Genomic DNA, 20,116 nt, shown 5'->3' on the forward strand with positions numbered 1-20,116 from the left:
ATCGTGGACCGTACCCCGGCAACAACCACGCCAAGCAGCGGAACCGCCGTCAAAACGACCGCGTCCATCATGATGATGAACGGCACCGCGGTCAACGGCATCAGCCAACTGCGCACGGCCAGTGGCACGACCTTGACGCTCGGACAGGTGATCTACAAGGTATCCAGCGTGGAAGCACCCGATAAGAAAGTCAACGTCGGCAGCACGTGGAAAGACAGCGCATCCGAAGCGATAGGCAAGGATCTGACCTACCGCGTGACGCAGAAAATCCCTAACTGGACAGGCTATGATCACTACCATCTCGCGTTGAATGACAAGCTTGGCACAGGCCTCGACTACGTTTCGCTCACTTCGATTACCGTCGGAGGCAAAGCATTGGCAGACACGTTCTACAAGGAAAACGTCAACGGCAAAACCATCAGTTGGCTGTTCGGCGTCAACGGAGACATCCTCGCTTCAGACGCATCAAAGGCAGCCCTGCCGGTCGGTTCGACGATCACCGTCACCTACACGGCCCGCCTCAACGGCAACGCGGTCATCGGAAGCCCCTGCAACGTCAACTCCATCGACTTGGAATACTCCCATAACCCCAACGCATGGCAGGACCACAACAACCAGCCCGGCAACGAGGTCAAAGTCTGCACCGGTGAAATCGCATTGCGCAAGGTCGACGCCAAAAACCAAAAGCTCACCGGCGCGAAATTCACCATCGCCCAAGGCACCAACAACAAAACACCTTTGAAACTCGTATCACTCGGCAAAGGCAACTACCGCCTCGCCACCAGCAGCGACACCACAACCACCACCACGTTCGAAGCCGGCGAAACCAAAATCCAAGGACTCAAAGGCGAATACACCATCACCGAAACACAAGCGCCCCAAGACTACTCACCGCTCATGCTGCCCAGCGCAGTCGTCACCGTCAACGTTGACGATGCCACCATGACGTGGAGCATCGACGTCAAATCCGACCCCAACAACCTCATTAAAAAAGGCGACAGCCACACCGTGGTCGTCACCAACATCCGCACCATCACCGAAATACCGTTGACCGGCGCGGCAGGATTGACCATGCTTTTCAGCATCGCAACGCTCCTCTTCATAGGAGGCATCGTAATGCTGCGCATGTGCAAATCAGCTGACGACCGCTAACCGGCATCCAACGATAGGAAACACATGACGGTCCCCACGCACGACAAACCCCGACACAAAAACACGTCGGCAAAACGCAACATCATCCGATGGTGCGTGGGAACCGCCATGCTCACCGCAACAGCACTCATCATCAGCATCCCCCTGATCATGCGCGCCGAAGACAACATCCAACAAGCAGCCAACGTCAAAGCATACGCAGCCACCGTCACCAACACCACAGACACGACAATCCAAGAAAGCAAAAGGCAGGCAAAACTCTACAACGCACGCCTCGCCAACCGAACCAAACCACAAACCGACGATCCAGCAGACAACTCAACCAACAACCAAACCGACAACCAAACAAAGGATAAAACCCCAACACAAAATCCCATCGAATACAACCAACAACTCATCATCCCACCCAGCGACGTCATAGCAACCATCAACTACCCAAAACTCGGCATCAACCTACCCATACGGCACGGAACCAGCGAACAAGTGCTCGCCATCGGCGCCGGACACTGGAAGGGAACATCCCTACCGATCGGGGGAGCGGGAACCCACACCGTCATCACCGCACACCGAGGCCTCGCCGACAAACTCATGTTCACCAAACTCGACCAAGCCCGCGAAGGCGATGAATTCACCATCACCACCCTCGATGAAACCCTCACATACCAAGTGCAAACCATCCGCACCATCACCCCCGACGATTTCACCTGGATAAACAAACACGACGACACCGCCGATCAGGCCACGCTCATGACCTGCACCCCATACGGCATCAACACACACCGACTCCTCGTCACAGGAACACGCATCCCAAACCACGACGAATGCCCGCCCGAAACAGGCTGCCTCACCGACGGAACACTCACCGCCACAGCGTTCGTGCTCACCACCGTATGGGCAATCATCATCGCGCTCGCACGCCACAGTTACAATGAAATGCATGATCGACGAAGTATTGTTCCTACGCCACGGACGCACCGCCTACAACCTCGCAAGACGACTGCAAGGCCAAATCGACATTCCCCTCGACATCGTCGGCAGGTGGCAGGCCGACCAAAGCGCTTATGCACTCGCTAAAAAGTACTATTGGGCGAAAGTCGCGCACCTCGCCGACCATAATGACGAACTCGCCCAACCCGCGTACAAGGGCGCGTATCTCGCCAATATCGACGAAATCAACGAGGCGCCGGCCGCAAGTCGACGCATGGTCGTCGTGTCGTCAGACCTTTTCCGCGCCCAACAGACCGCCCACGCCATTGCCGACCTTCTCGGACTTGACGTAGTCCTCGACCCGCACCTGCGTGAACGCAGCTTCGGCGAATGGGAGGGCATGACCCGTGAGGAGATCCTCGAACAGTACGCCGACGACTACCATTCATGGCGCGCCCACACCGGGGGCGAAACCAAGCATGGCGTCGAAAGCCGCCGCCACACCGGCCAGCGTGGCGCCCAAGCCATCCGAAGCATCATCGCCGAACATGCCGGCGATTCCATGCCAACCACGCTGCTCGCCGTCGGCCACGGATCATGGATCGTGGCCACCGTCGCCGTATTGCTTGACATGGATCCGGACGATCTCAACAATCTCGGCGCCATGCGCAACGCCTTCTGGACGCGGATGAGCGTCGATGCCAGACGTGGCCCCGCCGAACCCGACACATGGCAGTGGAAGCTCGACGCCTTCAACCAAGGCCCGGCCATCGCGGCGTTTACGGACTGGGAGAATGGGCCGAAGGAATTGCGCGGCCCGAACATGCCGTTGTGGAAGCCCATCATGCAGTAACATGCGGTGACATGCGGTAACCCACGGTGGGCCATTGCTCACCGTGGGCGCATGCGGCGAACATGAATTCTCGATGAAATCTCCGGCTTGTGGCCGGTTAGCTCCCAAGGTTGGACTATCCTAAATAAGGTTGTTTGCCCGAATGGCCCCTGAGCGGCTGCGAAAAGCTGGTCGCAGTAGGCTATGGGATTCGGGCTGCCGTACAGCGATAGAACGTTGGGAAGCGCGAAAGGCGGGTGAGAAACATGTTGAGAATGTTCAGAACGATTAACGGCCAGGTGGAGCAGATCCAAAAACCCGAAAACGGATCCTGGTTATGCCTTTCGGATCCGACCGATGTGGAGCTCGCCAACGTTTCCATGGAAACCGGCGTCGATCTCGCCGACCTGCGCGCCCCACTTGATGACGAGGAACGGTCCCGTGTGGACGTGGAAGACGATTACACGATGATCATCGTCGACATTCCAACCGTCGAGGAGCGTGGCGGGCGAGACTGGTACGAGACCATCCCGTTGTCGATCATCATCACGCAGTCGGCCATCATCACAGTCTGCATGCAGGACACTCCGGTGCTGCACCCGTTCATGGAAGGCACGATCCGCGGTTTCAACACGTATATGAAAACGCGTTTCATCCTGCAGATACTGTACCGCAACGCCACCATGTATCTGCGGTATCTGCGCATCATCGACCGTGAAAGCGACAAGCTCGAACTCAAGCTGCGCCATTCCATGCAGAATCGTGAGATCCTCATGCTGCTCGAATTGAGCAAGACGTTGGTCTATTTCACCACGTCGCTCAAGTCGAACGAAATCGTGATGGAAAAGCTGACCACGCTGCCGCGCATCAAGCAGTATCCGGAAGACGAGGATCTGCTCGACGACGTCATCACCGAAAACAAGCAGGCTATCGAGATGGCCAACATCTACAGTGGCGTTCTTGCCAACATGACCGACGCGTTCGCGTCGATCGTGTCGAACAATCTGAACAACGTGATGCGCATCTTCACGATCATCTCCATCACGCTGTCGATTCCGACGCTGGTTTTCTCGATGTACGGCATGAACTTCCAGGATGGCGGCATGCTTGGCATGCCGTTGACAGACAAGCCGTGGGGCTTCGCCGTGATCATCGGAATCTCGCTGGTCGTTTCGGCCATCGTCACCTGGTTCCTGACACGTTCACGCATGTTCAAGTAGAAGCGCGTAGAATCGCGCGTATGCAACGTCTGTCACGAAACATTTCCGCGTTGGTATGCGCCGCTTCGGTCGTATTGGGCACGAGTGCGTGCGGCACTTCCATTTCCGTCGTCACCAATGGTCTTGCGCAAGGGCCGACCATTGCGATTGGTGTGGCCGCGGACCAGCCGGGATTGGGTTTTCTGCATGGGGGAGAGTATTCGGGTCTCGATATTTCCGTGGCGCAATATGTGGCGAATGTGCTGGGATTCGCGCAAAAACAGATCGTGTTCAAACAGGTGCTGCCGTCGACGCGTGTCGCGTCGCTTGAAGACGGCACTGTGGACATGGTGGTTGATGCTTTCGCCGCTGATGATGTTCAGGATGGTGAGGTTGAGCTTGCAGGACCGTATCTGACCGTGCATGCGGCATTGCTGGTGCGTTCCGACAGTGCGGGAACCATCACCGGAACCGATGATCTTGCCGGGAAAACGGTATGCGTGGCCAAAGGCGGATTGCCCGCCGATAACGTTCGAAATCTTGCGGAGGATGTGACCGTGAGCGAACGCGACACGTATCCGCAGTGCGAGACGGCATTGATGATCGGGCAAGCGGACGCCATTGCGGCCGATGACGCCATAGCGGCTGGCCTCGCATCCAACAGGGGAGGCAGGTACCTTAAGGTCGTGGGCGAAACGTTCGGAGAACGCTCGTATGCGATCGCGGTCAGATCCGGCCAATCCACGCTTGCCAAACAGGTCGACGCCGCATTGCGGTCCATGATGGACGACGGCTCGTGGAAGCAGGCCGTAGACGAGATGAAACAGTCGACTGGCTACGTTCCCGACATGTCGATCAACCCTCCCGCGATAACGCTCTCAGCGGCGTCAGAAGGCTGACGGCCGTCGCCTTGCGTGACGCTTTGCAAAACGCTTCTTACATAATGATTGGCGCCTTGCGAAGTGTCCAGTTGCGCGGCTAGTTTCATGCATTATGAGTGACATTGAGAAAAGCGCGCAGACGCAGTCGAACGAACCAGCCGAGCCGTCGTTCCGTTACAATGCGGATCTGGCTCAGGGCATTGAGGGAAAATGGCAGAAGATTTGGGATGACGAAGGCACTTTCTGGGCTGCTAACGTCAACGGCGATCTGAAGGACGGAAAGGGTCGCAACGCCGAAGGGCGCCCGTCGTATTTCGCGATGGACATGTTCCCGTATCCGTCGGGCAAGGGCCTGCATGTGGGTCACCCGTTGGGCTACCTTGCCACCGATGTGGTCAGCCGCTACCACCGTATGAAGGGCGAGAACGTGCTGCACGCCATGGGCTATGACGCCTTCGGCCTGCCGGCCGAGCAGTATGCGGTCCAGACCGGTCAGCATCCGCGCATCACCACCGAGCAGAACATCGCCAACATGCGCCGCCAGCTGCACCGTATGGGACTGAGCTTCGACAACCGTCGTTCCTTTGCCACCATCGACCCGGGCTACGTGCGTTGGACCCAGTGGATCTTCTCCCGCATCTATGATTCCTGGTACGACGAGGATGCCACCAATCCGTCTGGTTCCAAGGGCTGCGCACGCCCGATCAGCACGCTGGTGGAGCAGTTCGAATCCGGCGAGCGTGAGATTCCAGGATTCGCAGGCAAGCAGTGGGGAGACCTGAGCGAAGCCGAGCAGGCCGACGTGCTCAACGACTTCCGTTTGGCCTACATCTCCAAGTCCCCGGTGAACTGGTGCCCGGGCCTGGGCACGGTGCTCGCCAACGAGGAGGTCACCGCCGAAGGCAAGTCCGAACGCGGCAACTTCCCGGTGTTCCAGCGCGAGCTGCGCCAATGGTCCATGCGCATCACCGCATACGGCCACCGTTTGATCGAAGATCTTGATGGCATCGACTGGCCTGAGAAGGTCAAGCTCATGCAGCGCAATTGGATTGGCGAATCCCACGGCGCTTCCGTGCATTTCGAGGTCGAAACCCCGAACGGTGCCAAAGACATGGAGATCTACACCACCCGTCCCGACACCCTGTTCGGCACCACGTTCGCCGTGGTCTCCCCGGAGCATCACCTGCTCGAAGACGTTCCCGCCGAATGGCCGGCCGAGACTCCGGAAGACTGGAAGGGCGGCTATGCCACTCCGGTCGAGGCAGTGAAGGCCTATCGCTTGGCTGCGGAATCCAAGACCGCCAAGGACCGTGTCGACGAGGCTGGCGAGAAGACCGGCCTGTTCACCGGCCTGTACGCCACCAACCCAATCACCGGAGCCAAGCTGCCGCTGTTCACCGCGGATTACGTGCTCATGGACTACGGCACCGGCGCCATCATGGCCGTGCCTGGCGGCGACCGGCGCGATTACGATTTCGCGGTCAAGTTCGGCCTGCCGGTCATCTACACCGTGCAGCCGCTGGCCGAATCCGGCGACGATCTGGCCAACTATGAAGGCAAGGCGCCGTTCGTCTCCCACGACGGCATTGTCATCAACTCCTCCGTGGATGCCACCCACGCCAAGGGCGACGCGTTGAGTCTCAACGGCCTGCGCGTGGACGAGGCCATCGACAAGGTGAACGCATGGCTGGAAGAGGCCGGTGTCGGCAAGGGCACGGTCAGCTACCGTCTGCGCGACTGGCTGTTCAGCCGCCAGCGTTATTGGGGCGAACCGTTCCCGATCGTCTACGGCGAGGATGGCACTCCGCACCTGCTGCCGGACGACCAGCTGCCGATCAACCTGCCAGACGTGCCGGACTACAGTCCGAAGACCTTCGATCCGGAAGACGCCGAATCCAATCCTGAAGCTCCGCTGAGCCGCAATGAGGATTGGGTGAAGGTCGAACTCGACTTGGGCGACGGCAAGAAGACCTACTATCGCGACACCAACACCATGCCGAACTGGGCCGGCTCCTGCTGGTACTACATGCGCTACCTCGACCCGACCGATACCGAACACATGGTCGAGAAGAGCGAGTTCGACTATTGGATGGGACCGAACCACAATGAAACCGCCGGCAAGTCCGGCGGCGTGGACCTGTACATCGGTGGTGTGGAACATGCCGTGTTGCACTTGCTGTACTCCCGTTTCTGGCACAAGGTGCTGTTCGACCTCGGTTTCGTCGATTCCGCGGAACCGTTCCACAAGCTGTTCAACCAGGGCATGATCCAGGCGTACGCCTACACCGATGACCGCGGCCAGTACGTCCCAGCCGCCGAAGTGGTGGAAGGCCCGGCCGATGCCAACGGCGAGCCGACCTTCACTTGGAACGGCGAACACGCCAACCGTGAGTTCGGCAAGATGGGCAAGAGCCTGAAGAACATCATCACGCCGGACGACATGTACGCGAACTATGGTGCCGACACTTTCCGTCTGTACGAGATGGGTATGGGCCCGCTGGCCGAATCCCGCCCGTGGAACACGCGCAACGTGGTCGGATCCATGCGTTTCCTGCAGCGCCTGTGGCGCAACGTCGTCGACGAGAACACCGGCGAAGTGCGCGTCACCGATGGCGAACTCGACACGAAGACGCTGAAGCTGTTGAACAACACGATCGCCGACGTGACCGTGGAAATGGAAGCGATGCGTCCGAACACGGCCATCGCCAAGCTCATCGTGCTCAACAACCATTTGACCAGCCTCGACGAGGTGCCGCGCGCAGCCGTCGAACCGCTGATCCTGATGCTTTCCCCGATCGCCCCGCACATCTGCGAGGAACTGTGGAACAAGCTCGGACACGGCGAGTCGCTGGCGCACGCCGAATGGCCGAAGGCCGACGAACGCTATGTCGGACAGGACACCGTCACCGCGGTTGTGCAGATCAAGGGCAAGGTCCGTGCTAAGCTTGAGGTTTCGCCCGACATCGACCCGAAGGAACTTGAGAAGATGGCGTTGGAAGCCGTCGCCGACCGTCTGGGCGGCAAGGAACCGCGCAAGGTCATCGTCAAGGCTCCGAAGATCGTGTCCATCGTTCCCGCGGAATGATATTTCGGAAAACTTTCGGAACTAACGGCCGCTGACAAGGTATCCAACCGGGTGTGAGCCTTTCCCGCATAAGGCGACACGCCGAACATGTGGATAACTCGCATCCTCCGACCACAGGGGCCGTTTCGACTGGACAGCATGCCCATGCATCCTCCAATTTGGATGCATGGGCATTACTATTACCCCGCCAAACGGGCGGAACAGGCAGGCCGATACCACATCGCAGGCCGCGCAGCGGCTGCGTGGACTTGGCGTGCCCAAAACACACGGAAAGAACACGCTCAGGCAAAACGTTCGCAGCGAACATGCCCTTCCCGCAACCTCCGAACCATCTGTGGCAATTGCGGCACCTGCAACGACTGAAATATCCCGTGAACAAACGTCGGAACCTGCGAAACCTTCATTGCGGGAGCTGGCCGGAGTCAAACCTGCCGACAAGTCGACGGAACAGGATGGGCCCAAACGTGATCGTCCACGACTCGTCTTTCAGCCCATCCACGCGGTCATCGCCATACTCACCCTGTCGTGCGCGCTGTGCGCAAGCCTGACCATGCTTGTGCAACAGGCCATCCACTACAGCGCGCTCCAACAGACGCAGATCACGCAATCCGAACAATCACAGGCGAACGAAATCATGAAAGACGGGACGTCATCCACGGCAACAACACCAAACCAGCAGCCTTCCATGGAACAAAACGACCAGAACGAGCCAACATCCGAACCGACGGAACCTTCCGATCCGGCTGACGATCTGCTGAACATCAACACCGCCGGATCCGACGAACTGCAAACCTTGAAAGGCGTAGGCCCGGTGACCGCGCAACGCATCATCGACTACCGCAATCAGATCGGCCGTTTCGACAATGTCGACCAATTGTTGGAAGTCAAAGGCATCGGCGAGAAAACGCTGACGAAATTCCGAGACCAAGTGTGCGCACGATGAGAGGAAACACGTTCGAATGGCGGGATAGGGAGCAGGGGAGCAGGGATTGGCGACTGCTGCCGGCCGCCCTGTGCGGGTGGGCTGCGAGTCTGGCCACACATGCGGGATTCGACTACTGCGTCGAACAGGAAGGCAGACTCGGCATGCTGCCGCTCGTTTTAGTGTTGACTGTGCCATTGCTGGCATTGTTGGGATTGCCGTTCATGAGATCGTCTATCCTGCGATTGCCGGTCGGCATACGACGGGTGGTCGCGGCATGGCATTTCGGCATTATCGTATGCGTGGTCGCGGCGACGGCATGCGCGTCTTCCGCGTTGACCTATGACGTATTGCAATGGAGGGATGCGGCCTCGTACGCGGCCAGAAATGGCGAAAGCGACGTTGTCACGCTGGTACGCACGACATCTCCCGCAGTGAATTCGAACAGGCGTACGAACGATTGCCAGATCGATGCGACGATTTCGACGATCACGGCAAGCCAGGTCACGCAGCCAAGCATGATGCGGGTGCGCGTCTATGCGGACCGGCCGAACTGCGGCACACTCAAACAAGGCTGCGAATACCGGATGCGGGGCACGCTCGCAGTGTCGCAATACGGTGCCATGCCGCTATGGCTGACGGACATCGCCTCCGTGGAACGCCTACGGGCACCCAATCCCGCATTGCGCGTGATCGACATGATGCAGCAGGCGTTCTTCGAACAGACGTCACGGCTTTCCGACCAAGGAAAAGTACTTGTTCCCGGACTGACATTAGGCATTCTCGGACAGGATTACATTCCACCAGACAGCGACAATGGCAAGACTGGCACGGGCATTGATTCCACATACGCCAATCTGCTTGAAGACGCCTTCCAACGTTCGGGCATACTGCATCTGATGGCGGTCAGCGGCGGGCATCTCGCGGTTATCGCCACCCTGGTACGTACCATCTGTTCGTTTTTCCTATTGCCGAGACGCGTCACGGCCATCGCCATCGGCATGTCATACATCATGCTGTCGATGTGCGTGTTCCCCTCCGATTCGGTGTCACGAGCCCTGCTGATGGGCTTGGCCGGAGCGGGCTTCCTGTTCCTCGGGCGAAGAACACAGGCTTTGACCGCCCTCAACTGGACCACTTTGGGCATGCTCATGGTCAATCCGCACATGTCACGCAGTTTCGGATTCGCGCTATCATGCGCGGCCGTGCTCGGCATCGTACTGTTCGCAGGGCCGTTAAGCACATGGCTCACGCCGGTCATGCCGGCGTTCATCGCACAGACCATGGCCATGACCATAGCCGCGCAATTGTTCACCCTGCCGATCCAAGTGCTCATCGAACCGGAACTGCCCGTCTACTCCATTCCGGCCAATCTGGTCGTCGCACCCTTCGTGGGCTTTTCCACACTTGCTGGACTCGCCAGCCTCGCCATCTCATGGATACTGCCAAACATGGGATTCATGTTCGCAAACCTGGCATCCTGGGGTACCGCCGTCATGGAACTCATGGCCCTCAACCTCGGATCGGGAGAGCAAGCCACCATTCCATGGACCGGAGGCGCGGGCGGCGCTCTGCTGATCATCCTCGTCGAAGCCGTCGGATACATGGTCGCACGACTCGCCGGCACACTCTTCTTCCGCATCGCAACACCAGAACCAAACCTGCCAGGCCGACGACTCATACACAATCCCGTCGAACGCGTGAAAGCATGGGGCGAACGAACCCACAACACGCTCAAAACCATGAAATGGAACAAATGAATCTTGTCCACCGATACAGCGAGATTGAATACTATGCCGAAACCATCCGCAGCGACCTTCCACCTCATCTATGGAGGCGACCCGTACCTCAACGAGCAAGCCGTACGCGACCTGCGCCACCAAGCGCAACGCAAACATCCCGACGCGGAAACCATCGAACTCGATGCAACCAACGCCGACCATTACGCCTTCGACGAAGCGGTAAGCCCATCACTGCTCTCCGAACAGTCAATCGTCATCGTATCCAACCTGCAAAACGCCGACGACAAACTCGGCGAAACCATGGTCGCCTACTGCAAGCAAGCCGTCAACAATCCAACCGAAACCAGCATCGTCATCTGCCAGCATGAAGGCGGCATCAAAGGCAAACGACTCATCGACCAACTCACCAAAGCCGGAGCCGTCAAAGAAACCGTTGCAGACCTCAAAAAAGCCGAAGCGAAACTCAACTTCACCATACAATGCTTCGAGCGACGCAACCGACGCATCGAACCCATGGCCGCACAACAACTCGTAGCCGTACTCGGCGACAAAACCGGCGAACTCGCAGCCATGGCAAGCCAACTCTGCTTCGACTTCGACGACAATCCCATAACATTGGAACGCGTCAACCAATACCTCACCGCCAACCCCCAAGTAGACGGCTTCCGCGTGGCAGACCTCGCACTCTCCGGGCGGACAGCCGACGCCATCATCGCCATGCGCGCCTCGGTCGAACAAGGCACCGCGCCAATCGCACTCATCGGAGCGCTCGCCATGAAACTACGCACCATGGCCAAGGCGTCAGCCGTACGCTCCGGCACCATCAGCGAGGCGGAAGCGAAAACCAATTCATGGGTGCTGAAAAACGCCACCAGGCAGCTTCCCGGATGGACATCCGACGGCATGAGCCGATGCATCCAAATGCTCGCATGGGCCGACGAACAAAGCAAAACCAACGGATCGGACCCGGTCTACGCGCTGGAACGATCCATCGAACTGATCAGCAACAAAGGACGAACCAACTAACATGAGCGAGGCCACCACCAGCATCACCAACGCAACCAGCGACACCACCAAAACCGTCACCATCGAAGCGGCAACCGGCGAAGCCATGCGCGAACTCGGCAAACACGTCGCACGCCTCACCCGCGGAGGAGACATCATACTCCTCTCCGGGCCACTCGGCGCAGGAAAAACCACCTTCGCACAAGGCTTCGGCGCAGGACTCAACATCAGCGAACCCATCGTCTCACCAACCTTCACCATCGCGCGCGAACTCGAAGGCCAATTCCCCAACGGCAACTCCGCCCACCTCATACACGTCGACGCCTACCGACTCGGCGGCAACGCCTACGCCCCAGGCCAAAACGCCGTCGAACGACTACTCGACGAACTCGAATCACTCGGACTCGACGAAGAACTCGAAGACCCCAGCGACAACACCATCATCCTCATGGAATGGGGCGAACAAATGGCTGCCGCACTCGCACCGGAACGCCTCGAAATCCACATCGACCGGCCACTCAACACCGACGGCACAGACACAACGACCAATACGGCCAGCAACGAACTCACCAGCAACGGCGTACGCACCGTAACCTTCATTCCCGTCGGCAAATCCTGGCAAACCTTCAACATCACACGCAACATCCGCTAAAATCCTCTAAAACACAGCCAGCAACCACGATTCCAGCATCGGTTGTACAGTAGTTCCCAGCTTGGCATAAGGAGTTTCCACAAAATGCAGACACTGGTGATCGACACTTCATACGGCTCAACCGTCGGCATGGTCGGACACGACCCCATCATCGAAACCGACTCACGCACCCACGTCGAAAAACTACAGGCGAACATCGCCGCAACCGTGGAACAAGCCGGCCTCACACCGAAAAACATCGACCGCATCATCGTCGGCGTCGGACCAGCACCCTTCACCGGACTACGCGCAGGAATCGTCGCAGCCAAAGCGCTCGCCTTCGCCACCGGTGCGCAGCTTATCGGACAGAATGTGCTTTCCCCGCAGGTGCTTGTGCGCGACGCGGAGCGTGACGGCCGCCATCATCTGACGCTCGCCGTGAACGATGCGCGACGCAAGCAGCTGTATTTCACATTGCTGGACGGCAACGGCTATGAGGTCGGCGGCAGCGCAGGCGAAGACCGTGACGCAAACGTTGAAAGCGGCTATGTGAAAACCCTGATCGACATGGATATCGACTATCCCGAATCAATCGCAAGACGCGTCAACGAGGTACTGGAACAGCTTCGCCAGTCAGATACAAACGTGGAATATGTGGTCGATGTCATCGGCCATGGAGCGGCGAAATACGCGCAATCGTGGGCAAGTCTTCCCGAAGGCGGCATGGTGAGCGACCATGCGCTGCTCGACGAGGGTGCATCCGGACTGGAACGTTTCGCGGCCTTCGCCACTTCGCAACAGGCTTTGGCGAATCCGGAGCCGATCGAACCGTTGTATCTGCGCAGGCCGGACGTGTCGGTGCCGAACCCGTTGAAGCATGTGCTCAACCATGCCGGTGCGGAACGTACGGAGTGACGGCAGGCCCATGATCGTTGACCATATGAATATCGACGAGGAAATCGTTGTGCCGCAGATGGCCGCTTTGGAAGCGGACCTGTTCGGCAGGGGAGCGTGGAGCGAGCAGTCAATCCGTCAGGAATTCCACGCGCCGGCACGCACGTATCTGTTCGATATTGATGATTTCGGTATTGTGGATTGCGCGGCCGCAGATAGGCCGGGTGCAGATGGTTTCGCTGCGAAGCAGCCCGTCGTGCGCGGCTATGCCGGTTTCTGGTATGACGGTGATGATGCGGAAATCATGACGATCGGCGTCGGCAAGCAGTTCCAGCGGCGGGGAATCGCGGCTTCATTGGTGGAAGCGTTGATTGCGCGGGCGCGCGAGCAGGGGGCGCAACGCATGTTGCTTGAAGTGCGCATCGACAATATTCCTGCCTTGGCACTGTATGAACGGTTCGGTTTTGCCAGAATGGGCTTGCGCAAACGCTACTACCAGCCCGAAGGCATCGACGCATACACCATGAGCCTTGATCTTGAGCCGAGGATCGTCGGCTTCGCAGCAGCGGAACAATAAGCAGAACAACCAAACGGAACAGCAAGCAAAGCAGCAAACGGAGTAGCAATGAGCGAACCAATCGTACTCGGCATCGAATCCACCTGCGACGAGACCGCGGCCGCGGTAGTGCAGGGGCGCACCCTGATCTCCAACGTCGTCGCGTCCTCCATGGATGAACACGCACGTTACGGAGGTGTGATTCCTGAAATCGCGTCACGCGCCCACGCCGAAGCGTTCGTGCCATGCGTTTCCAAGGCGTTGGCTGACGCGAACATGACATTGTCTGACGTCGATGCGATCGCCGTGTCCGCGGGTCCCGGCCTTGCTGGCTGCCTCGCCGTTGGCGTGTCCGGTGCGAAATCGCTTGCCTGGGCGGCGAACAAGCCGATTTACGGCATCAACCATGTGATTGGGCATATCGCGGTCACGCAACTGCAGTTCGGTCCGTTCCCCAAAGACACGCTTGCGTTGATCGTTTCCGGCGGGCACACCTCTCTGCTGCATGTCGAGGATGTCGCACGCCATATCGACGTGGTCGGTACAACGCTTGATGATGCGGCCGGCGAATGCTTCGACAAGGTCGCCCGCCTGCTGGGCTTTCCATATCCGGGCGGTCCTCATATCGACCGTCATGCGCAACTGGGTGACCCGCACGCCATCAAGGTGCCGCAAGGACTCACCCAAGGCAAAGCGGGCCAGCAGCATCCGTACGATTTCAGCTTCTCCGGCGTGAAGACGGCCGTCGCGCGTTGGATCGAGGAACAGCAGGCGCAAGGCAATGAGATTCCCGTGGATGACGTGTGCGCGTCGTTGGCGGATTCCGTGGCGACCGTGCTCGCCAAGAAGGCGATGCGCGGCTGTGAGCAGTACGATTCGAAGACGTTGATTGTGGGAGGCGGCTTCTCCGCGAATTCGCAGCTTCGCGCCAAACTGTTGGAGGTTGGAGCGGAATATGGTGTCGAGGTACGCGTGCCGCAGCTTAAACTGTGCACCGACAATGGCGCCATGGTGGCCATGCTGGGAGTCAATCTGGTAGAGGCTGGAGTGGCCCCGTCAAGCCCTGATTTCGCAATCGATTCGGCTATGCCATTAACGAAGATCTCCATGTGAGATTGGACTGAAAGCATCGAATGGAAACGTTTTGCAAGCCGAAACACGCATGTGACACGCTGAAGATTTGCAATCCACAAGTTTTGGTGTAACATTTTTGTCTTGTGCACAGCGCATTCCTGCGTAGCTCAGTTGGCAGAGCATCCGACTGTTAATCGGACGGTCACTGGTTCAAGCCCAGTCGCAGGAGCCATATGAAAGCCCTTGGAAACCAAGGGCTTTTGTTATATTCATCGTCATATTCGAGGAATCAACGAAGATGCCGAGGTTCTCGGCTTATAGGAACTTTTGGCCAATAACCCGGATATTGCGGCAGGCACGTTTTACACGAAATTCATGATTGAGGAGAACGATACTATGGATGAGGTAGCCAAAGCAGGTTCCTCCACGGGCAAAACTTAAGATTTTCCCAGCAAGCGGCGTTTACCATGAACACGCAAGCAAGAAAAACACGGCAAATCATGGAAGGGAGTCCATATGTGCACTGGTGTTCGTTTCTCCGACGATGAGGGAAACACGTATTTCGGCCGTAATCTCGACTGGAGCTTCTCCTACGGCGAGACCATTCTGGTCACTCCGCGAGGCTACAAGTACGACTATGTGTATGGGGCCGAAGGCAAGAGCGAACCGAATGCGGTGATCGGCGTGGGCGTGGTCATGGCCGACCGCCCCATGTATTTCGACTGCGCCAACGAGCATGGCCTGGCCATTGCCGGACTGAACTTCCCCGGATACGCCTCCTTTGCGCACGAGCCGGTCGAAGGAACCGAAAACGTCGCTACCTTCGAATTCCCGCTGTGGGTGGCGCGCAATTTCGACAGTGTCGACGAAGTCGAAGAAGCGTTGAAGAACGTGACGCTCGTTTCGCAGGTCGTGCCCGGCCAGCAGGAGTCCCTGCTGCACTGGTTCATTGGTGACGGCACCCGAAGCATCGTCGTCGAGCAGATGTCCGACGGCATGCACGTTCATCATGACGATGTAGACGTGCTCACCAACCAGCCTACCTTCGACTTCCATATGGAAAACCTGCGCAACTACATGTGCGTGAGCAACGACATGGCGGAGCCGACCACTTGGGGCAAGGCGGAACTGAGCGCATGGGGCGCCGGCGTAAGCATGCACGGCATTCCTGGTGACGTGAGCTCACCGTCGCGTTTCGTGCGCGTCGCCTACACCAATACGCACTATCCGCAGCAGAACAACGAGTCCGCCAATGTGGCACGCTTGTTCCATACACTGGCCTCCGTGCAGATGGTCGACGGCTGCGCTAGGATGAGCAACGGCCAGTTCGAGCGCACGCTGTTCACCAGCGGTTATTCCGGAAAGACCAACACGTATTACATGAACACGTATGAGGATCCGGCGATCCGCTCGTTTGCCATGTCTGATTTCGACATGGATTCGAGCGAACTGATCACTGCCGATTGATTCCGAGAATTTCGAGCTCGAAGATTCCAGTTCCGAAGATTCCGCAGTGATCGCACTGCGGACAGTATAAAAGGGCACAACGTCGCAACCGGCGTTGTGCCCTTTTGATCAGTAAAACTAATGAGATTTATTTGGAAAAATAATTTAAAAATGGTCGAGGAATGCTTTCAAACGTTTTCCTCGTTATGTTCCTTACGCGAGGAAGCGAATCGCGACAGAACACCTGACTTGCGTAAAGCGCAATACATTCCCCAGGAGCCGAAACCGGCGAATGCCACCGCGCTGAGCAGCTCGCAAATGGTGCCGATGATGCCTCGCGGGCTGAAGAACGAGAATGCCTGATAGTAGAAGAACAGCAGATAGAAGTTGTAGACGATTCCAACCGACAAAGCAGACAGAATGGTGACGCCGAGCGTCCAACGACGGTAGCGGAACAACGCGAATACCGCTTCCGCGGCTGCCGCCTGCACCAACGCGATCACAATCAGGCTCACGCTGTATTTCGTGCCGAGCACCACCTCGACGAACGATGCGACTAAAAGCACATAGGCCGAAGCTCCCGGCTTGCGCACAATCAGAGACCCCAGCGTGGCGGGGAAGTAGAACAAAGCATGAAGCAGCGCCGCTGAACCAGGAAGAATCAAAGTCAGCAATGGAAAAAGACCATACGAGAGGCCGTCGAACACCCAGAACATCACTCCCGACATCACGCCTACTGCCGCGCCGACCGCGATATCGACCACACGCCATGTGAGGGCCTTGCGTGTTCCTTGGGTTATTTTCAAAGACTGCCTTACCTGCTTCGACAGCTTCGCGTCCGTATTATGAATTTCAGAGAATGGCTTCGCCATAATGATAATGAATCCTTGCGTTGGTCGATGCCGCGCACCGTGAGTCGGAGATCGCGGCAGTCGCCGTGGGCCGTTCCTCGACCTGCGCGGCTCGGGCAGGAACGACGAAAGGCATTATACGACATGCTGCTTGCCGAACATGCATCATGGATCTCCCTGTGTTCAAAATACCGTTACAAGTACGCCAAATCCAGGCGTACGGCCCAGTCCAGCACACCTGATCCGCACGATTTCATTAAACTCAGCAGCATAAGAGCTTCTTGTCGTGAGACGGCAGTCGGCCAAAACAGCATGGTCCTATGTTCCTTGCGATGAACACGTCAGTTACTCTTTGCAGACGCAACTTAGCTAATTTCCAGGATTACAGGTTCTTTTGCTATCCGATAGCATGCGACACGCCAAGTAGACTTCAAGCACTTTAAGTTTTTACAGTGCAGGATATGAGTACCACAACATGGCATACGATTCGTGAGGCATCCATGATTTCCGGACTTCCCGAATCCACTTTGCGCTACTACGAGCAGATCGGCATCATTGACCCGATAGCACGCGACCCAAGTTCTGGCCATCGTGCCTACACTGACGAAGACATTCAATCGCTGGTCACCATTTCCTGCTTGTCTGCGACCGGCATGCCGCTTGAAGCCATGCGCGAGTATCTGAAAAACCGTTTCGACGGAACCGAAGGCGCGCGTAGGCAAATGGAGCTACTGGACGCGCAGACATTGCGTTTGGCCGCAAAAGCAGAAAGCATCCGCATGCAGCAAGCCTATGTTTCCCTCAAAACACTCTATTGGCGTGCCGTGGCGGAAGGCCATGACGACGAAGCGCAACGACTTCTGGAAGAAAACCACGATGTCATCGAAACAGTGAAAAAACAGATTCACAGCAAGGCTGACGCATAAGCCGAAGCATCATCGCAGACATTACCTCAATTCAATTCACACACAGCAAGGGAGCAACTCATGAAGGCAGCGATCTTCAAGGGAGTCAAGCAGATGGCATGCGAAGAACATGCCGAACCGACCATCATCGACGGGGGAGACGCCATCATCCGCGTGGTACGCGCATGCGTATGCGGATCCGACCTGTGGTTCTACCGCGACGGCAGCAAGGAACCCAACACCCAGGCCGGTCATGAAGCCATCGGCGTGGTCGAGCAGGTCGGCGATGATGTGACCGTGGCCAAGCCGGGCGATTTCGTGATCGTGCCGTTCCCATTCAGCTGCGGCAAGTGCCCGGTATGCAAGGCCGGCTTCGAATCCAGCTGCCCCCATGGCGGATATTTCGGCGATGAGGGACTGGGATGTCAGGCGGAATACCTGCGCGTGCCAGAAGCTAATGGCACGCTGGTGGTCGTTCCGGGCGACGCGAAGAGCTTCTCCGACGACATGCTCGCATCGCTGCTCACCCTCTCTGACGTGATGTCGACCGGTTATCATGCGGCCGCTTCCGCCGAAATCAAGCTGGGGGACACCGCGGTCGTGTTCGGCGACGGTGCGGTCGGCCTGTGCGGCGTGCTGTCCGCCAAGCTGATGGGCGCCACGCGCATCATTTCCATGAGCCGCCATGCTGACCGCCAGCGTATCGCACGCGAATTCGGCGCCACCGATTTCGTGGAGGAACGTGGCGACGAGGCCGTGGACAAGGTGCTGGGAATGACCGACGGCTACGGTGCCGACGCAGTGCTTGAATGCGTGGGATCCGCGCTGTCGAACGACACCGCCATGAAGGTGGCGCGAGCAGGCGCAGTGGTCGGCCGCGTCGGCCTGCCGCACGGTGTGGAAGCCGACATTCCGGGACTGTTCTACCGCAACGTCGGTCTGCGCGGCGGTCCGGCACCAGTGCGCACGTACGATATGCATCGACTGCTCAAGGAAGTGCTCGACGGCAACATCAATCCGGGCATCGTCTACACCTCCGAATACACGCTCGACGATATTCAGGAAGCGTACGCGGCCATGGACGAGCGCCGAACCGTAAAGTCGCTGCTGCGCATCAGCGAAGTCTGAGCAACATGCCGACGATAGAATAAGCGCAAATCAAACGAAAGGAAGCAAGTCTTGTTCGAAGAGCTGCATAAACGGATGAATTCGTTTTGGAATAATGACAGGACGTTGTCACAAACCGATCCGGAATTCATCGAATTCTTCTCGAATTTCGCTTATGACGAAGTGGTGAACGAACCGGGAGCGAACCATCCTGATCTGGATGACAAAACCCGTTCTCTGGCCATCCTCGCCGTGCTGGTAGGAGTTCAGGGACTGGACGCTTTCGAAATGATGCTGCCGGTGGCCTACGAAACTGGACTGTCCTCCATCGCCATCAAGGAAATGGTGTATCAGGCGACCGCCTACTGCGGTTTCGGCAAAACCCTGCCGTTCCTGAAGAAGCTCAACAACTTCCTCGGCGCAGCCAACGTGCATCTACCACTCGAATCGCAAGGCACCACCACGCCGGAAACACGCGCCAAGGCGGGCGAAGACAAGCAGATCGAACTCTTCGGCGAGCATATGCGTGGATTCGCGCAATCCGGCCCCGAAGAGACACAACACATCAACAAGTGGCTTGCCGACAACTGCTTCGGTGACTATTACACGCGCGGAGGATTGAACAATCGCGAACGCGAGATAATCACGTTGTGCTTCCTTGCCGCGCAGGGCGGTTGCGAGCCACAGCTGACGTCTCATGCGAAGGCCAATATGGGCATCGGCAATGAGAAGGCTTTTCTGATTGCCGTCATTTCGCAGTGTATGCCGTATATCGGGTATCCGCGTACGCTGAATGCGATTCGTTGCATTAATGATGCCGCGAATCAGATGCAGGGCTGATTGCAGTAAGGTTTTACATCAACCGATGCCTGGATAGCTTGCTTCGATCCTTGCTTGATGCTCGCTC

General features: G+C 57.7%; 18 protein-coding genes and 1 tRNA gene. 18 read left to right on the forward strand and 1 reads right to left on the reverse strand.

The window, feature by feature from the left end; translation table 11 throughout:
- The 15 genes from CE168_RS07520 to bsh all read left to right on the forward strand — a co-directional run.
- The coding region (locus tag CE168_RS07520) for an isopeptide-forming domain-containing fimbrial protein (RefSeq protein ID WP_099571816.1) at positions 1-1,152 on the forward strand (1,152 nt) is incomplete at its 5' end.
- A gap of 108 nt (positions 1,153-1,260) precedes the next feature.
- Positions 1,261-2,226, forward strand: a complete 966-nt coding sequence (locus CE168_RS07525; protein ID WP_236824360.1) for a class C sortase — start codon at positions 1,261-1,263, stop codon at positions 2,224-2,226.
- The gene (locus CE168_RS07530; RefSeq protein ID WP_099571908.1) at positions 2,150-2,932 is read left to right on the forward strand and encodes a histidine phosphatase family protein; all 783 of its coding nucleotides are present in this window, start codon (positions 2,150-2,152) and stop codon (positions 2,930-2,932) included. Before CE168_RS07525 ends, CE168_RS07530 begins: the two co-directional genes overlap by 77 nt.
- Positions 2,933-3,177: 245 nt before the next feature.
- Positions 3,178-4,131: a magnesium transporter CorA family protein gene (locus tag CE168_RS07535; RefSeq protein ID WP_099571817.1), complete on the forward strand. Its 954-nt coding sequence runs from the start codon at positions 3,178-3,180 to the stop codon at positions 4,129-4,131.
- 20 nt (positions 4,132-4,151) lie between these two features.
- Positions 4,152-5,009: a transporter substrate-binding domain-containing protein gene (locus CE168_RS07540; protein WP_099571818.1), complete on the forward strand. Its 858-nt coding sequence runs from the start codon at positions 4,152-4,154 to the stop codon at positions 5,007-5,009.
- 94 nt (positions 5,010-5,103) lie between these two features.
- Positions 5,104-8,076 (forward strand): leucine--tRNA ligase, encoded by a 2,973-nt coding sequence (gene leuS, locus CE168_RS07545; protein WP_099571819.1) that lies wholly within the window; start codon positions 5,104-5,106, stop codon positions 8,074-8,076.
- Positions 8,077-8,242: 166 nt separating this feature from the next.
- Positions 8,243-9,019, forward strand: a complete 777-nt coding sequence (locus CE168_RS09050) for a ComEA family DNA-binding protein (RefSeq protein WP_180753755.1) — start codon at positions 8,243-8,245, stop codon at positions 9,017-9,019.
- Positions 9,016-10,758 (forward strand): ComEC/Rec2 family competence protein, encoded by a 1,743-nt coding sequence (locus CE168_RS07555; protein ID WP_099571820.1) that lies wholly within the window; start codon positions 9,016-9,018, stop codon positions 10,756-10,758. Before CE168_RS09050 ends, CE168_RS07555 begins: the two co-directional genes overlap by 4 nt.
- A gap of 33 nt (positions 10,759-10,791) precedes the next feature.
- Positions 10,792-11,766 (forward strand): DNA polymerase III subunit delta, encoded by a 975-nt coding sequence (gene holA / locus CE168_RS07560; RefSeq protein ID WP_099571910.1) that lies wholly within the window; start codon positions 10,792-10,794, stop codon positions 11,764-11,766.
- 1 nt (position 11,767) lies between these two features.
- On the forward strand, positions 11,768-12,397 hold the full coding sequence (gene tsaE, locus CE168_RS07565) for a tRNA (adenosine(37)-N6)-threonylcarbamoyltransferase complex ATPase subunit type 1 TsaE (RefSeq protein ID WP_099571821.1): 630 nt from the start codon (positions 11,768-11,770) through the stop codon (positions 12,395-12,397).
- An 84-nt stretch (positions 12,398-12,481) separates the two neighbouring features.
- Positions 12,482-13,291, forward strand: a complete 810-nt coding sequence (gene tsaB, locus CE168_RS07570) for a tRNA (adenosine(37)-N6)-threonylcarbamoyltransferase complex dimerization subunit type 1 TsaB (RefSeq protein WP_099571822.1) — start codon at positions 12,482-12,484, stop codon at positions 13,289-13,291.
- A 10-nt stretch (positions 13,292-13,301) separates the two neighbouring features.
- Positions 13,302-13,847 carry a ribosomal protein S18-alanine N-acetyltransferase gene (gene rimI / locus CE168_RS07575; protein WP_099571823.1) on the forward strand — a complete coding sequence of 182 codons (546 nt, stop codon included), beginning with the start codon at positions 13,302-13,304 and terminating at the stop codon, positions 13,845-13,847.
- A 48-nt stretch (positions 13,848-13,895) separates the two neighbouring features.
- Positions 13,896-14,939 (forward strand): tRNA (adenosine(37)-N6)-threonylcarbamoyltransferase complex transferase subunit TsaD, encoded by a 1,044-nt coding sequence (gene tsaD, locus CE168_RS07580; protein ID WP_099571824.1) that lies wholly within the window; start codon positions 13,896-13,898, stop codon positions 14,937-14,939.
- Positions 14,940-15,056: 117 nt separating this feature from the next.
- Positions 15,057-15,132: transfer RNA gene (locus tag CE168_RS07585), tRNA-Asn, on the forward strand.
- 284 nt (positions 15,133-15,416) lie between these two features.
- Positions 15,417-16,367 (forward strand): choloylglycine hydrolase, encoded by a 951-nt coding sequence (bsh, locus tag CE168_RS07590; RefSeq protein WP_099571825.1) that lies wholly within the window; start codon positions 15,417-15,419, stop codon positions 16,365-16,367.
- A gap of 167 nt (positions 16,368-16,534) precedes the next feature.
- Here the strand turns inward: bsh and CE168_RS07595 are convergent, their stop codons facing one another.
- Positions 16,535-17,218 (reverse strand): ECF transporter S component, encoded by a 684-nt coding sequence (locus CE168_RS07595; protein WP_099571826.1) that lies wholly within the window; start codon positions 17,216-17,218, stop codon positions 16,535-16,537.
- Between the two features lie 440 nt (positions 17,219-17,658).
- Here CE168_RS07595 and CE168_RS07600 point away from each other — a divergent pair, with 440 nt between their 5' ends.
- Genes CE168_RS07600 through CE168_RS07610 form a run of 3 tightly spaced genes read left to right on the forward strand, consistent with a single transcriptional unit; the run spans position 17,659 to position 20,049 of the window.
- Entirely contained in the window at positions 17,659-18,123 is a 465-nt protein-coding gene (locus CE168_RS07600) for a MerR family transcriptional regulator (protein ID WP_099571827.1), read from the forward strand.
- Between the two features lie 60 nt (positions 18,124-18,183).
- Complete coding sequence (locus CE168_RS07605; RefSeq protein ID WP_099571828.1) at positions 18,184-19,230, forward strand: zinc-dependent alcohol dehydrogenase family protein; 1,047 nt, start codon at positions 18,184-18,186, stop codon at positions 19,228-19,230.
- Between the two features lie 51 nt (positions 19,231-19,281).
- Complete coding sequence (locus tag CE168_RS07610) at positions 19,282-20,049, forward strand: carboxymuconolactone decarboxylase family protein (protein WP_099571829.1); 768 nt, start codon at positions 19,282-19,284, stop codon at positions 20,047-20,049.
- Positions 20,050-20,116 lie beyond the last annotated feature (67 nt).

Origin of the sequence: Bifidobacterium sp. N5G01 (assembly GCF_002742425.1) — a bacterium.
GTDB lineage: Bacteria > Actinomycetota > Actinomycetes > Actinomycetales > Bifidobacteriaceae > Bifidobacterium > Bifidobacterium hominis.

What these genes read in the sequence shown, in the direction of transcription:
- tsaE (WP_099571821.1), top strand. Translation starts at nt 11,768, where the DNA reads ATGAGCGAGGCCACCACCAGCATCACCAACGCAACCAGCGACACCACC.
- holA (WP_099571910.1), top strand. Translation starts at nt 10,792, where the DNA reads ATGCCGAAACCATCCGCAGCGACCTTCCACCTCATCTATGGAGGCGAC.
- leuS (WP_099571819.1), top strand. Translation starts at nt 5,104, where the DNA reads ATGAGTGACATTGAGAAAAGCGCGCAGACGCAGTCGAACGAACCAGCC.
- bsh (WP_099571825.1), top strand. Translation starts at nt 15,417, where the DNA reads ATGTGCACTGGTGTTCGTTTCTCCGACGATGAGGGAAACACGTATTTC.
- CE168_RS07605 (WP_099571828.1), top strand. Translation starts at nt 18,184, where the DNA reads ATGAAGGCAGCGATCTTCAAGGGAGTCAAGCAGATGGCATGCGAAGAA.
- CE168_RS07555 (WP_099571820.1), top strand. Translation starts at nt 9,016, where the DNA reads ATGAGAGGAAACACGTTCGAATGGCGGGATAGGGAGCAGGGGAGCAGG.
- CE168_RS07600 (WP_099571827.1), top strand. Translation starts at nt 17,659, where the DNA reads ATGAGTACCACAACATGGCATACGATTCGTGAGGCATCCATGATTTCC.
- CE168_RS09050 (WP_180753755.1), top strand. Translation starts at nt 8,243, where the DNA reads ATGGGCATTACTATTACCCCGCCAAACGGGCGGAACAGGCAGGCCGAT.
- tsaB (WP_099571822.1), top strand. Translation starts at nt 12,482, where the DNA reads ATGCAGACACTGGTGATCGACACTTCATACGGCTCAACCGTCGGCATG.
- CE168_RS07595 (WP_099571826.1), bottom strand. Translation starts at nt 17,218, where the DNA reads ATGGCGAAGCCATTCTCTGAAATTCATAATACGGACGCGAAGCTGTCG.
- rimI (WP_099571823.1), top strand. Translation starts at nt 13,302, where the DNA reads ATGATCGTTGACCATATGAATATCGACGAGGAAATCGTTGTGCCGCAG.
- CE168_RS07535 (WP_099571817.1), top strand. Translation starts at nt 3,178, where the DNA reads ATGTTGAGAATGTTCAGAACGATTAACGGCCAGGTGGAGCAGATCCAA.
- CE168_RS07525 (WP_236824360.1), top strand. Translation starts at nt 1,261, where the DNA reads ATGCTCACCGCAACAGCACTCATCATCAGCATCCCCCTGATCATGCGC.
- tsaD (WP_099571824.1), top strand. Translation starts at nt 13,896, where the DNA reads ATGAGCGAACCAATCGTACTCGGCATCGAATCCACCTGCGACGAGACC.
- CE168_RS07540 (WP_099571818.1), top strand. Translation starts at nt 4,152, where the DNA reads ATGCAACGTCTGTCACGAAACATTTCCGCGTTGGTATGCGCCGCTTCG.